This window comes from Exiguobacterium sp. EA-TM-5, assembly GCF_053878415.1.
Genome location: NZ_CM132670.1, coordinates 459854 through 474548, shown reverse-complemented (window position 1 = coordinate 474548; position 14695 = coordinate 459854). Strand labels below are relative to the sequence as shown.

11 protein-coding genes are annotated in these 14695 nt (G+C 46.9%); 6 read left to right on the top strand and 5 right to left on the bottom strand.

Translation table 11 applies throughout. From position 1 onward, the window contains the following. The 5 genes from mnmG to rpmH form a co-directional block, all read right to left on the bottom strand. Positions 1-1890 carry a tRNA uridine-5-carboxymethylaminomethyl(34) synthesis enzyme MnmG gene (gene mnmG / locus ACV3PA_RS02560; RefSeq protein ID WP_456125549.1) on the bottom strand — a complete coding sequence of 630 codons (1890 nt, stop codon included), beginning with the start codon at positions 1888-1890 and terminating at the stop codon, positions 1-3. Between the two features lie 43 nt (positions 1891-1933). Next, the gene (gene mnmE, locus ACV3PA_RS02555; protein WP_058713714.1) at positions 1934-3316 is read right to left on the bottom strand and encodes a tRNA uridine-5-carboxymethylaminomethyl(34) synthesis GTPase MnmE; all 1383 of its coding nucleotides are present in this window, start codon (positions 3314-3316) and stop codon (positions 1934-1936) included. 147 nt (positions 3317-3463) lie between these two features. Next, positions 3464-4318: a membrane protein insertase YidC gene (gene yidC, locus ACV3PA_RS02550; RefSeq protein ID WP_456125548.1), complete on the bottom strand. Its 855-nt coding sequence runs from the start codon at positions 4316-4318 to the stop codon at positions 3464-3466. Between the two features lie 104 nt (positions 4319-4422). Then, positions 4423-4773 (bottom strand): ribonuclease P protein component, encoded by a 351-nt coding sequence (rnpA, locus tag ACV3PA_RS02545; protein WP_053451962.1) that lies wholly within the window; start codon positions 4771-4773, stop codon positions 4423-4425. Positions 4774-4939: 166 nt separating this feature from the next. Further along, positions 4940-5074: a 50S ribosomal protein L34 gene (gene rpmH, locus ACV3PA_RS02540; protein ID WP_012371910.1), complete on the bottom strand. Its 135-nt coding sequence runs from the start codon at positions 5072-5074 to the stop codon at positions 4940-4942. A 737-nt stretch (positions 5075-5811) separates the two neighbouring features. Here rpmH and dnaA point away from each other — a divergent pair. The 6 genes from dnaA to gyrA all read left to right on the top strand — a co-directional run bounded on the left by dnaA (position 5812) and on the right by gyrA (position 14632). Beyond that, positions 5812-7203, top strand: a complete 1392-nt coding sequence (dnaA, locus tag ACV3PA_RS02535) for a chromosomal replication initiator protein DnaA (protein ID WP_053451961.1) — start codon at positions 5812-5814, stop codon at positions 7201-7203. Between the two features lie 191 nt (positions 7204-7394). Next, positions 7395-8528 (top strand): DNA polymerase III subunit beta, encoded by a 1134-nt coding sequence (dnaN, locus tag ACV3PA_RS02530; protein ID WP_023469864.1) that lies wholly within the window; start codon positions 7395-7397, stop codon positions 8526-8528. Between the two features lie 162 nt (positions 8529-8690). Continuing rightward, positions 8691-8912, top strand: coding sequence for a S4 domain-containing protein YaaA (gene yaaA / locus ACV3PA_RS02525; protein ID WP_023469865.1), 222 nt, complete (start codon positions 8691-8693; stop codon positions 8910-8912). Position 8913: 1 nt separating this feature from the next. After that, positions 8914-10068 (top strand): DNA replication/repair protein RecF, encoded by a 1155-nt coding sequence (gene recF / locus ACV3PA_RS02520; protein ID WP_023469866.1) that lies wholly within the window; start codon positions 8914-8916, stop codon positions 10066-10068. 10 nt (positions 10069-10078) lie between these two features. Continuing rightward, on the top strand, positions 10079-11992 hold the full coding sequence (gene gyrB, locus ACV3PA_RS02515) for a DNA topoisomerase (ATP-hydrolyzing) subunit B (RefSeq protein WP_200904877.1): 1914 nt from the start codon (positions 10079-10081) through the stop codon (positions 11990-11992). A gap of 27 nt (positions 11993-12019) precedes the next feature. After that, positions 12020-14632, top strand: a complete 2613-nt coding sequence (gyrA, locus tag ACV3PA_RS02510) for a DNA gyrase subunit A (RefSeq protein WP_456125547.1) — start codon at positions 12020-12022, stop codon at positions 14630-14632. Positions 14633-14695: the final 63 nt, after the last annotated feature.

Sequence of the window (14695 nt, the reverse complement as noted above, 5' to 3'; positions counted from 1 at the left end):
TCACTCCGCAGTCAATGCGTATTGGCCTTGCTCGATATAGACAAGCAGAATCGAGATATCAGACGGGTTAACCCCTGAGATCCGGGATGCTTGTCCGATCGAGAGCGGACGCACTTGGTTTAGTTTTTGTTTCGCTTCAATCGCTAATCCGCTGATCGCATCGTAATCGAGACGATCCGGAATCCGTTTTTGCTCCATCCGCATCATTTTTTCGACTTGATCGAGTTGTTTATCGATGTAGCCGGCATATTTGACTTGGATTTCGACTTGTTCCGCTGCTTCTGCAGACAGAGGTGTTTCCGGTGGCGTCATTTGCGCGATCATCGCGTACGTGATTTCTGGACGTTTCAACAACGTAATGGCATGGAGAGCTTCCTTGAGTGGTGACGCACCAATCGCTTCTAGCTGTGCATTCACATCTGGTGTCGCTTTGATGACGACTTTCTCAAGACGTTTCATCTCAAGACGGATTTGCTCCTGTTTATCAAGCAATTTCGCTTGGCGCTCGTCCGAAATCAGACCGAGTTCATGTCCGATTTCTGATAGACGTAGATCCGCATTATCATGACGGAGTAACAATCGGTATTCGGCACGTGACGTCAAAAGACGGTACGGTTCGTTCGTACCTTTCGTGACGAGATCATCGATCATGACGCCAATATAGCCTTGTGAACGCGATAAGATGAGCGGTTCTTTGCCTTGGACTTGAAGTCCAGCATTGATCCCTGCCATGATTCCTTGTCCAGCTGCTTCTTCATAGCCACTTGTTCCGTTAATTTGACCTGCTGTGAATAAACCAGGAACACGTTTTGTCTCAAGCGTTGGCCAAAGTTGTGTCGGAACGACGGCATCGTATTCAATCGCATAACCAGGACGCATCATTTCAGAGTTTTCAAGCCCTGGAATTGAGCGGAGAATATCGTGTTGGACGTCTTCCGGCAAGCTTGTTGATAACCCTTGAACGTAGACTTCTTCCGTATCGCGACCTTCTGGCTCAAGGAAGATTTGGTGACGCGGTTTATCGTTGAACCGGACGACCTTATCTTCGATCGATGGGCAATAACGTGGACCCGTTCCTTTAATCATTCCAGAGAACATCGGTGAACGATGTAAGTTCGCATCAATCAACTGATGCGTATACTCCGTCGTATACGTCAACCAGCATGGAATTTGTTCCGTAATCATCTGTGTCGTTTCATGACTAAACGGAAGTGCTACCTCATCGCCTGGTTGGATCTCAGTCTTCGAATAATCGATCGTTTTTCCGTCGATTCGCGGTGGTGTACCTGTTTTGAAACGTGCGAGCTCGAATCCGAGTTCTTCAAGATGTTTCGATAGATTGATCGACGGCATCTGATTGTTCGGACCACTCTCATACGACAATTCACCGATGATGATTTTTCCGCGCATGAACGTCCCTGTTGTGATGATGACCGCTTTTGCTCGATACTCTGCCCCTGTGTTCGTGACAACACCAACACAGCGTCCTTCTTCATCAATCAATAACCGCTCGACGAGTGCTTGACGCAAAAGAAGATTCGGTTCATCTTCGAGCGCTTTTTTCATCCGGTTTTGGTATTCGAATTTATCTGCCTGGGCCCGGAGTGCACGCACCGCAGGACCTTTAGACGTGTTCAACATTTTCATTTGAATATACGTTGCATCGATCGCACGTGCCATTTCCCCACCGAGCGCATCGATTTCCCGGACGACGATCCCTTTTGCAGGACCACCGATCGACGGGTTGCAATACATGAATCCGACCATATCGGGATTCATTGTCAACATGACCGTTTTCGAGCCCATTCGTGCCGCAGCAAGAGAGGCTTCGATGCCGGCATGTCCGGCTCCGACGACGATAACGTCGAATTCACCTGCTTGATAAGCCATAGTACTGGTTCCTCCTTCTTATTCCACACGCAGTTGTCTTGGATTATTTCCCGAGACAGAACTGCGAAAACAACTGATCCAATAAACTATCCTGTGCTGTATCACCATTGATCTCGCCAAGCGTATCCCACGCTCGTCGTAAATCAATCTGTACCATATCAATCGGCATCGCCGCTTCTGCTGCCCCGAGAGCATCTTCAATCATTTGACTCGCTCGTTTGATCAGCTGGATGTGTCGTGCATTCGAGACGTATGTCATATCCTGACTCTCGACACCCTGTTCAAAGAATAAACTCGCAATCGCGGCTTCAAGATCGTTGACTCCTGCTTCTTCGAGCAAGGATGTCGTAACGATTGGTCGACCATCAGCAAGCTCCGTGACACGCGCCAAATCAATCTGTTGCGTCAGGTCACTCTTGTTGACGATAATGATCGCGTTCATTCCTTTGATCGCTTCAAACAGCAAGACATCCTCATCCGTCAGAACATCGTTTCCGTTTAAGACGAGTAAGATCAAATCGGCCGTCTTTAAAGCCTGACGTGACTTTTCAACACCCATCCGTTCGACGATATCTTCCGTTTCACGAATCCCTGCCGTATCAATCAACTTCAGCGGTACACCGCGAACATTGACGTACTCCTCAATCGTATCGCGCGTCGTTCCGGCGATATCGGTGACGATGGCCTTTGCTTCTTGCACCAATGTGTTGAGCAAAGACGATTTTCCGACGTTCGGACGACCAATAATCGCTGTGGATAACCCTTCGCGCAAGATTTTTCCTTGGCGTGCCGTTGTTAATAACTCTGCCAGAATCGCACGGACAGCACCAGCATCGCGTTCAACGATCTGTTGTGTCATCTCTTCTGCATCATATTCAGGGTAATCGATGTTAACTTCAATCGCAGCAATCGTTTGTAGCAATTGTTGACGTAAGTCTTGGACGAGTTTTGAAAGACGCCCTTCAATCTGACTAACGGCGACATGCATCGCTCGGTCCGTCTTCGCCCGGATGAGATCCATGACGGCTTCCGCCTGCGACAAGTCGATTCGTCCGTTTAGAAAAGCACGTTTCGTAAATTCACCAGGTTCCGCTAACCGGACTTCCGGTTGGGCGAGGATGAGTTCGAGGACACGATTGACCGCGACAACTCCCCCATGACAATTCAATTCGATGACATCTTCACGTGTAAACGTCTTTGGTGCGCGCATGACACTCACCATTACTTCATCGACGACACGATCCGCCTCGTGGTCGACCAATTTCCCGTAATGAATCGTATGGGTTGGTACTTCCGTCAAGCGGTTACTCCCTTTATAGACACGGTCGGCTACAGCGACTGCATCAGGACCTGATAAGCGCACGATCGCAATCGCCCCTTCTCCCATCGGCGTCGAAATCGCGGCAATCGTATCAAATTCCATCATCCGTTTTTCCACCTCGTTTTTCTTCTGTCTTTTTATGAGTATTCAATCCTTAATCGTTGCAATGGGTATAACGAAACAACTATACACGAAATGACGCAAAAGAAAAAGAGCGACACTCTGTCAAAACAAAGCGTCGCTCTTCAAATATTAGCGTTTCTTTTTCGGCTTTTTAGGAGCCGGTGCTGCTTGTACCGTTTCCTTGTCACGTTTCGCTGCAAGTGTTGCTTCTGTCTGCAACTTAATCTTTTCACGCATTGGTTTCATGATGACGATCGTGACGACGATCGAGAAGATGTAACCGACGACCCAGTAAAGAGAAAGGGCAGATGGGAGTGTAACACCCATGACGAAGATCATGATCGGGAAAACATAGAGCATGATTTTCATTTGTGGATTGTCTTCTTGACCAGCCATCGAAATCTTTTGTTGCAGATACGTCAGTACCGCAGACATGATTGGCAAAATGAAGAATGGATCCGGTTTCCCAAGGTCGAACCAGAGGAATGTGTGTTGGAAAATAGCCGGTGTATAGATGATCGCGTTGTAGAATGCGATCAAAATCGGCATTTGGATCAAGATTGGTAAACAGCCTGCAAGTGGATTGACATTATGCTCTTGGTAGAGCTTCATCATTTCCTGTTGCAACTTCTGTTGCGTCTCTTGGTCTTTTGAGCTGTATTTCTCACGAAGCTTCACCATCTCAGGCTGAATGACTTGCATCCCACCCATACTCTTCGTTTGTTTAATCATCAATGGAAGGATGACAAGACGAACGAGAAGTGTCGTGATGATGATTCCAATTCCGTAATCACCGCTAAAGAACTGTGAAATCTCACGAATCAACCACGCCATTGGCCAAACGAAGTAATGTTTCCAAAAACCTTCTGTATCTGCTGTGATCGGTTCACCAGTTCCGTATGTGCTAGGTGTACAACCGGATAATACGATCGCGAGCACGGACATGAGTCCGAGAGTTAACCAAATCTTAGTTCTCTTGTTCATAATTCCTCCTAGAAATTGTTTACGCTTTGTCGAACGCCATCTTCTTCTATAGTAAGGCAAGGAAAGGGAGCGCCGTACAAATCAACAGGATGCATTGCTACGATTCATTTTTTTGATCGCATCCAGACACCGGAACGTTTAAGGACGTGACGGAGACTGTCAGCCACTTCTTGCGCGGTCATCTTAGCGGCCGGATTGCGCGCGATGATCACCAAATCATAATTCGGGGCAATCGAGGCCTCATGCTGCTGGCATGCTTCCCGAAGATACCGTTTTACCTGATTCCGGACGACGGCATTCCCGATTTTCTTACTGACGGATAAACCAACCCGAAAGTGAGCCTGTTGCTCCTTTTTCAAGGCATACACGACAAATTGCCGATTTGCGACAGAGGCTCCTTTAGTAAACACCGCTTGGAACTCCTTGTCTTTCTTAACGCGGTATTCCTTCTTCACCTTATTCACACTCCATCCTGACACTACGAAAATTCGTCGTCTCTCATCATATCATAGAATAAACATGCGACGCGATAGGGCGCATGTGACAAAAGCAGGAACACACGAAAAAACATAAAAAAAAATCACCTCGGATCATGCCCGAAGTGATGGATGCATCAATGCATTAGACAGTCAAGGCTTTGCGGCCCTTAAGACGGCGAGCAGCCAAGATACGGCGGCCACTCTTCGTAGCCATACGCGCACGGAATCCGTGAACTTTTTTACGCTTACGGTTGTTTGGGTTGAAAGTTGGTTTCATTCGTCTGCACCTCCTTTAAAAGATCTTTATAACCAATTGTTATTTTCTACTTTAAGGCAGTCTTGTACATTATATAAACTGATTGTGGCATTGTCAATGAAAGTTCGGAAGATTTCTCGTCCTGCTCAAGGGAAGATTGATTCAAAAACAGGCGATAGGATTCCACTGCGTAAACTTTATTACGCGATAGAATGCGACTGGATCATGAAAGGGTAACTTGTAGACTTATCCACCTATCCACAGACTTATCCACATTATCCACACTTTCCGTGGATAACTCTTCACTTTGTCTACAATAGTATTTTTTAAAATCAACGTCAATCCTCGATTTTGGATTCCCTTTTTCGACTTCTTTTGCATTTTGTGAATAACTCTTTTTTGACGCTTCCTCTTTCGAAAAGTTATCCACCTCTTATCCACAATTTATCCACACTATCCACAGCTTGTGGGTAACTACCTGTGGACGGTTTAATTTACTTGTGGATAAATCATTCCAACCATTGCCAGGGCTCATTTCTTTTGATACACTAATTGTGCATAACATGATCCTGATCGTTCAGGACAAAACAAGTTATACACACCCTGTGGATAACTTTATACACAGATTCAACTGCCTGTGGATAACGTTATCCACAGTTTTTACGTTATGGGGATAAGTCGAGTTTCTTCATTAACTTTGTCTGTGTATAAGCCTGTGTACAAAAATTTTCTATCTTGATAAAAAAAGGGGGGTATTTATGAAAAACGCTGCCGAACTTTGGCATAATGTCTTATCTGTGATCGAGGAAGAAGAACGAACACCGAAAGCTAGTTATGATATGTGGTTGAAATCCACAGAAGGCGTCACGCTAAATGGAACGACACTACTCGTTTCAGCACCAGCTGCATTCACGGTGACATGGCTCGAGCGCCAGTACTTATCTTTACTCGAAGACACAGTTGAGGAAGTAACAGGAAGCCGACTCGATATTCAGTTCATTGAAGAGGGACAAGCGAAGAAAATGCTCGATCGACAAGAAGAGGAACGGATTGAGGCAACACCGGCTCCAAAATCGCGTCCATCGAACATGCGCAGACCAACAGATGAGCTGACGATGAGTGAACTCGGACAATTAAATGAGAAGTACACATTCGATACATTCGTCATCGGATCGGGGAACCGTTTTGCGCATGCCGCTTCACTGGCTGTTGCAGAAGCACCTGCTAAAGCATACAATCCGCTTTTCATCTATGGTGGCGTTGGTCTTGGCAAAACCCATTTGATGCATGCCATCGGACAGTATGTTCAAGATCAAAATCTCGGGACACGAATTGCCTATGTCTCTTCTGAACGCTTTACAAATGACTTCATTAACTCAATCCGCGATAATAAGACGGTTGAGTTTCGAAATAAATACCGCAACATCGATGTCCTCTTAATTGATGACATCCAGTTCCTTGCGGGCAAAGAACAGACGCAAGAAGAATTTTTCCACACATTCAATGCACTGCATAACGACCAAAAACAAATCATCATTTCAAGCGATCGACCACCTAAAGAGATTCCAACGCTTGAAGATCGGCTTCGGTCACGTTTTGAGTGGGGATTAATCACAGATATCACGCCACCGGATCTCGAAACGCGAATCGCGATTTTACGTAAAAAGGCGAATGCTGAGCAACTTGATGTCTCAAACGAAGTCATGCTCTACATCGCAAGTCAGATTGATACGAATATTCGTGAGCTCGAAGGGGCGTTAACCCGCGTCATTGCTTATGCGAATCTCGTCGGACGACCAATCGACCCAAATGTAGCTGCAGAAGCCTTGCATAACATCATGCCGGTCGCTGAACCGCGTAAAGTCACGATTCGTGACATCCAGGAATCGGTCAGTAAGCACTTCAATTTGCCGTTTGATGACCTTAAAGCGAAGAAACGGACAAAATCGATTGCTTTTCCCCGTCAAATTGCGATGTATCTCTCGCGTGAGATGACAGAGAGCTCTTTACCGAAGATTGGGGAAGAGTTCGGGGGACGCGACCATACGACGGTCATCCATGCCCATGAAAAAATCAGTATGTTGATCAAATCAGATGGTGAAACGGGAAAAGTCATCGAACAAATCAAACATGAATTGAAGCATTCGTAAAACTGTGGATAAACATGTGGATAAAGTAGGGTAGTTATCCACAACTTATCCACACCGTTTTTGGCTTTATATCAAGTTATCCACCGACTTATCCACACTATCCACAGCCCCTAAGACTATTATTAAAAAAATATATTATTATGTTATGATGGGCGCATGCCCATTATTTTCGAGAGGAGTCTAACGACGATATGCATATCACCATTCAACGCGAAGCTTTAATTCAAGCAGTACAAGATGTAGCCAAAGCGGTCTCATCCCGCACGACGATTCCGATTCTGACAGGGATCAAACTCGAAGCTCATGGAGATGGCATGACGCTGACAGGAAGCGATACAGAAATCTCGATTGAACGGACAATCTATGCAGAAGAGAACGGAACGTCTTACGTCACGGTCCACCGTGCTGGTAGTGTCGTCTTGAATGCTCGCTTCTTCGGCGATATCGTCAAAAAGATGCCAAAAGACGAAGTGACACTCGAAGTCTCACCAAACTTCATGACACGGATTCAGTCAGGAACTGCAGAATTCCATTTAAACGGTCTTGATCCAGATGAATTCCCACGTCTTCCACAAGTAGATGGGGGACAACGTTTCCGTTTACCGGCTGATCTCTTACGTTCGATGATCCGCCAAACGAGTTTTGCCGTCGCTGTTCAAGAAACACGTCCTGTTCTAACAGGTGTGAACTTCTCAGCCGATAAAGGCATCTTGACGTGTGTTTCAACAGATAGCCACCGTCTCGCCCTCCGTCGTGCTCAGTTCGAGACAGATACGGACATCTCGTTCCAGAACGTCATCGTTCCAGGAAAGAGCCTAAACGAATTATCGAAGTTGCTTGGGGATGGTCATGTGGATATCACGATCACGAACCAACAGATTCTGTTTAAGATGAAGCATGTTCTATTCTTCTCGCGTCTACTTGACGGAAATTATCCAGATACATCACGTTTGATTCCAGAAGAGTACCGGACAGCCGTCCGGATGAACGCAAAAGAATTGCTCCAAGCAATTGATCGTGCGTCACTTCTTGCACGTGAGGACCGTAACAACGTCATCAAGTTCGCTGCTGAAGGAACGACAGCTGTCGAGATCTCTTCCCATTCACCAGAGGTCGGGAAAGTCTCGGAGCAAGTCAGCATCCTTTCACTTGAAGGAGAAGAGCTCAAAATCTCGTTCAACTCGAAGTACATGATGGACGCCTTGAAAGCACTTGACGCAACTGATATCGAAATCCAGTTTACGGGTTCGATTCGTCCGTTCATCTTGCACCCAGTCGATCAAGACAACGTTCTGCAACTGATTCTTCCAGTCCGAACAGCGTAAGCATCAACATAAAACACACGACAAGACGGGTTCGATTGTTTCGACATCGGATCCGTCTTTTTCGTATACCGTATATACGTTCGGGGATTTTGCTAAATCGTCCAATGTTTAGTACAATAAAGAGTACGTCATTTATAATATGTAGGTAGGAGGAGTCAATCCATGCAAGAAATCAGAATTACAACGGAATATGTCACGTTAGGGCAGTTCTTGAAGCTATCGGATATCATCTCAAGCGGAGGACAAGCCAAACCATTTTTAGCAGAGGTGCCAATTCTAGTCAACGGCGAAGTCGATCAGCGACGTGGTCGTAAATTACGGGATGGAGATATCATTGATGTAGAAGACTACGGTCAGTTCATCATCAAGAACGAGGGCAACTAACGTGCGGCTGGATTCAGTCCGACTCAGTCATTATCGCAACTATGACGCACTCGAACTGTCATTCTCCGAAAAAACGAATGTCCTGATTGGTGAAAATGCACAAGGGAAGACGAACTTATTGGAAGCGATCTATGTTCTCGCTCTCGCGAAGTCGCATCGGACGACGCATGATAAGGAACTGATTGGTTGGGATCAGGAAACGGCGCGCGTTGAAGGACGTGTCGTCAAACGGACGGGTTCCCATGTCCAAGAAATCGTCATCTCGGGTCGCGGGAAAAAAGCAAAGCTGAATCATCTAGAGCAACGGCGCTTAAGTGATTACGTCGGGGCACTGAACATCGTTTTATTCGCCCCGGAAGATTTGCATATCGTCAAAGGCAGTCCACAAGTCCGCCGACGATTTCTCGATATGGAGATCGGTCAAGTCAGTCCGGTCTATCTGCATGAATTGAGCCAGTATCTAAAAGTGTTGAAGCAGCGGAATGCGCTACTGAAACAACTGTCCATGAAGGGAGGAGACGAGACCTTTCTTGATATCTTGACGGAGCAGATGATTACGCTAGCCGTTAAAATCGTTCAGCGCCGCCATCATTTCATGGCCCAGCTCGAAAAGTGGGCACGACCGATTCATGACGGAATCAGTCGGGGACAGGAAGAACTCGCGCTCATCTATCGTTCGGACACATTCGGCGACGAATTACTCGATGTCGAAGGAATGACTGCGTCCTACACGCGGAAGTTTGGTAAAATAAAAGAAAATGAAATCCGAAGAGGGGTTACGTTGTTTGGACCACATCGCGATGACTTTGAGATGGAAGTCAATGGACGAAACGTCCAAACGTATGGTTCACAAGGACAACAACGAACAGCAGCCCTGTCTTTAAAGCTTGCGGAGATCGAATTGATTCATGAGGAAGTGGGGGAATATCCGCTTCTTCTACTCGACGATGTCTTATCCGAGCTTGATGATCATCGTCAGACACATTTGCTCGATACGATGCAACAAAAGGTCCAGACGATTCTAACGACGACAAGCGTCGATGGGATTGCGCATGAAACGATCAACCAAGCGAAGTTGTTCCACGTGAAACAAGGGACGGTCGATTTGGAAGAGACATCATATAAAGAAACAGTAGGTGAGAAAACCGATGAGTAATCATGAAGATATGGAATTGGAACAAGGGTACGGTGCCGATCAGATTCAAGTACTTGAAGGATTAGAAGCAGTACGTAAACGTCCAGGGATGTATATCGGTTCGACGGCATCAAAAGGTCTCCACCACCTCGTATGGGAGATTGTTGATAACTCGATCGATGAGGCGCTCGCTGGTTACTGTGACACGATTAAGGTCACGATCGAACCAGGGAACTCGATCTTAGTCGAAGATAACGGACGCGGTATTCCAGTCGACATTCAAGAAAAGATGGGGCGTCCAGCCGTTGAGGTCATCCTGACAGTCCTTCACGCCGGTGGTAAGTTCGGTGGCGGTGGATATAAAGTATCGGGTGGACTACACGGTGTTGGGGCTTCGGTCGTTAACGCATTGTCGACGAAACTCGAAGTATTCGTCAAACGGAATGAAAAGCTGTATTACCAAGCGTATCATCGCGGTGTACCAGCGCAAGACCTCGAAGTGATTGGAACATCAGAAGAGACAGGAACGACGATTCGTTTCTTCCCAGACGCTGAAATTTTCCAAGAGACGCTCGAGTATGACTATGATTTACTCGCGACACGTCTTCGTGAACTTGCTTTCTTGAACAAAGGCTTGAAGATCATCATCGCAGACGATCGTGCGGATGAGCCGATGACGCGTAGTTTCCACTACGAAGGTGGGATTAAATCTTACGTCGAACATTTGAACCGTTCGAAAGAAGTCGTTCACGCGGAACCAGTCTATGTACACGGAACAAAAGATGGCATTGAAGTCGAAGTCGCATTGCAGTATAACGACGGATTTGCGTCAAACATCTACTCGTTCACGAACAACATCCCGACGCATGAGGGTGGTACGCACGAGACAGGCTTCAAGACGGCTCTGACACGCGTCATCAATGACTATGCGAAGAAGTTTGGTCTGATGAAGGATGCAGACGGTACGTTATCTGGTGAAGACGTGCGTGAAGGAATGACCGCAATCGTTTCCGTCAAACACCCGAACCCACAGTTCGAAGGACAGACAAAAACGAAACTCGGTAACTCTGACGCACGTACAGTGACGGATTCACTCTTCTCTGGTGCGTTTGAACAGTTCATGCTTGAAAATCCGACGAACGCACGAGCAATCGTCGAAAAAGGAATGATGGCGTCGCGCGCTCGTATGGCAGCAAAACGAGCACGTGAACTAACACGGCGTAAAGGTGTTCTTGAAGTCAGCTCACTACCAGGTAAACTTGCGGACTGTTCGTCACGTGATGCGTCGATTTCTGAACTGTACATTGTTGAGGGTGACTCAGCGGGTGGTTCTGCAAAATCCGGACGTGATCGTCATTTCCAAGCCATCTTACCGATTCGCGGTAAAATCTTGAACGTTGAGAAAGCACGTCTTGATAAGATTCTCGGAAGCAATGAGATCCGAACGATCATTACAGCACTCGGAACAAGTATTGGTTCTGAGTTCAACATCGAAAAAGCGCGCTATCATAAAGTCATCATCATGACCGATGCCGACGTCGATGGTGCCCACATCCGGACACTCTTGTTGACGTTCTTCTACCGTTACATGCGTCCGCTTGTCGAGCATGGCTATGTCTATATCGCTCAGCCACCGCTATACGGTATCAAGCAAGGGAAAAACATCACGTATGTGCATAACGAACGCGAATTGACAGAGGCGCTTGCAGCACTTCCTGAAAACGCACGGTACGACATTCAGCGCTATAAAGGTCTTGGAGAGATGGATCCAGAGCAACTTTGGGAAACAACGATGGATCCAAGTGGTCGTCAAATGTTGCGTGTCGAGCTTCAAGATGCAATCGAAGCAGATGAAGTCTTTGATATCTTGATGGGAGATCAAGTCGAACCACGACGCGACTTCATTCAATCACACGCACATTACGTCAAGAACCTGGATATTTAACGCTGAACAGAGAGGGTGGCCAGAAGCATGTCCGAACAAAATCACGGAATCATCAAGGATATTAATATCAGTCAAGAGATGCGTACGTCCTTCATGGACTACGCGATGAGCGTCATCGTCGCACGTGCTCTTCCGGACGTACGGGACGGCTTAAAACCCGGACACCGCCGGATTCTCTATGCGATGAACGATCTCGGTATTCGTGCCGATAAACCACATAAAAAGTCTGCCCGTATCGTCGGGGAAGTCATCGGTAAGTATCACCCACACGGGGATTCTGCTGTGTATGACACGATGGTCCGTATGGCGCAAGACTTCAGTTACCGCTATGAACTTGTCGATGGACACGGAAACTTTGGTTCTGTCGATGGTGACTCAGCGGCTGCAATGCGATATACGGAAGCCCGTATGTCAAAAATCGCAATGGAAATCGTCCGCGATATCAATAAAAACACAGTTGATTTCAAAGATAACTACGATGGTTCGGAAAGAGAACCAGAAGTCTTACCGTCACGTTTCCCGAACTTACTCGTCAACGGTTCGAGCGGGATCGCGGTCGGGATGGCAACGAACATTCCACCGCATCAGCTTGGTGAAGTGATCGATGGTGTTCTAGCACTGTCTCACGATCCAGAAATCACGATTCAAGAATTAATGCAGCACATTCCGGGACCCGATTTCCCGACAGCTGGTGAGATTCTTGGACGAAGCGGAATTCGCCGTGCCTACGAAACTGGACGTGGTTCGATCATCGTTCGTGCGAAAGCTGAAATCGAACAGACGAAAAAAGATCGCGAACGAATCATCGTGACGGAGCTGCCTTACCAAGTCAACAAAGCGCGTCTCGTTGAAAAGATTGCCGATCTCGTCCGTGAGAAAAAGATCGAAGGGATCACGGATTTACGCGATGAGTCAGATCGCCGTGGTATGCGAGTTGTCATGGAAATTCGTCGTGATGCGAATGCAAGTGTTATTTTAAACAATTTGTACAAGCAGACATCGATGCAAACGACATTTGGTGTCAACATGCTAGCGATCGTTGGCGGACGTCCGAAAACATTGACGCTCAAGGAAATGCTCTATCATTACCTCGAGCATCAAAAAGAAATCGTCCGTCGTCGGACACAGTTCGATCTCGAAAAAGCTGAAGCACGTGAGCATTTACTCGCTGGTCTACGGATTGCACTCGATCATTTGGATGAAGTCATTCAAATCATCCGCGGTAACCGAACAGCGGACGCAGCACGGGAACAGTTGATGGAGCGTTTTGCATTATCTGAGAAACAATCACAAGCGATTCTCGATATGCGTCTACAACGCCTGACAGGTCTTGAACGTGAGAAGATTGAAGCAGAATATGACGAAATCATGCAATTGATCGCGGAACTCAACCGCATCCTTGCGAGTGAGGAAGTTTTGCTTGATTTGATCCGGACAGAACTTGAGGAGTTGAAGGAACGTTTCAACGACGAACGTCGGACAGAAATCCGGATGGATCATATCGAATTCGAAGATGAAGACTTGATTCCGGAACAGGATATCATCATCACGTTGACAAGCAGTGGCTACATCAAACGGATGACGACGGATTCGTACCGGACACAACGTCGCGGTGGACGTGGCGTTCAAGGGATCGGAACGAACGATGAGGATTACGTCACGCGTCTCTTGTCTTGTTCGACACACGATACGATCCTATTCTTTACGAACCGTGGGAAAGTCTACCGGATTCGTGGATATGAAGTACCAGAGATGAGCCGGACATCAAAAGGTGTACCGATCATCAACCTCATCCAAATTGAACGCGATGAAAAGGTCGAGACGATGATTCCGGTCAACTTCAAGCGTTACCTCGAAGAGCAACAAGCTGCTGAAGCACCTGTCGAGGTGATTGAAGGGGAAATTGAAGAGACGGAAGAAGCGCTCGAAACGGAAGAAGTCGTTCAAGATGAGCAAAAATCATTGATCTTCATGACACGTAAAGGACGTGTAAAACGTTCACCGTTGTCTGCTTACGCACGGATCAATAAAAATGGTTTGATTGCGATTCGGTTGTTTGAAGACGACGAGTTGACATCGGTTCGTCTTGCATCGACGGATGATGAAGTCTTTGCTGTTTCGACAAGCGGGAAAGCGATTCGTTTCCCAATCACGAATGTCCGCTCGATGGGACGTGGAGCTCGTGGTGTCAAAGCGATGACGTTACGCCCAGACGATTTTGTCGTCGGGATGGAACTCGCACGTGATGCACAAGATGTTCTTGTCATTACCGAAAAAGGATTCGGTAAACGAACTCCGATGACAGAGTTCCGTAGCCAGTCTCGTGGTGGTAAAGGATTGATCGCGAGTAAGGTGACGGAGCGTGTCGGTCAAATCGTTGCCATGCGAATCGTTGATGTCGACGATGATATCATGATCATGACAGAGAGCGGTATCGTCATTCGGACAGACTCGCAATACATTTCACGTGTCGGTCGGAATACCCAAGGGGTGAAGGTCATTCGAATTGAAGAAGGTGACCGTGTGGCAACGGTTGCAAAACTAAAACGAGAAGAGACCGATGAGATGGAAGACGATGCAGACATCGTATCAGAAGAGAACGAAGTCGTATCGGATACTTCAGAAGAGACTGAAGAGTAAGCAAGATGTTAGTACTGTAACAGCAGAGTGATGCCACTCTGCTGTTTTTATCTACATATATAG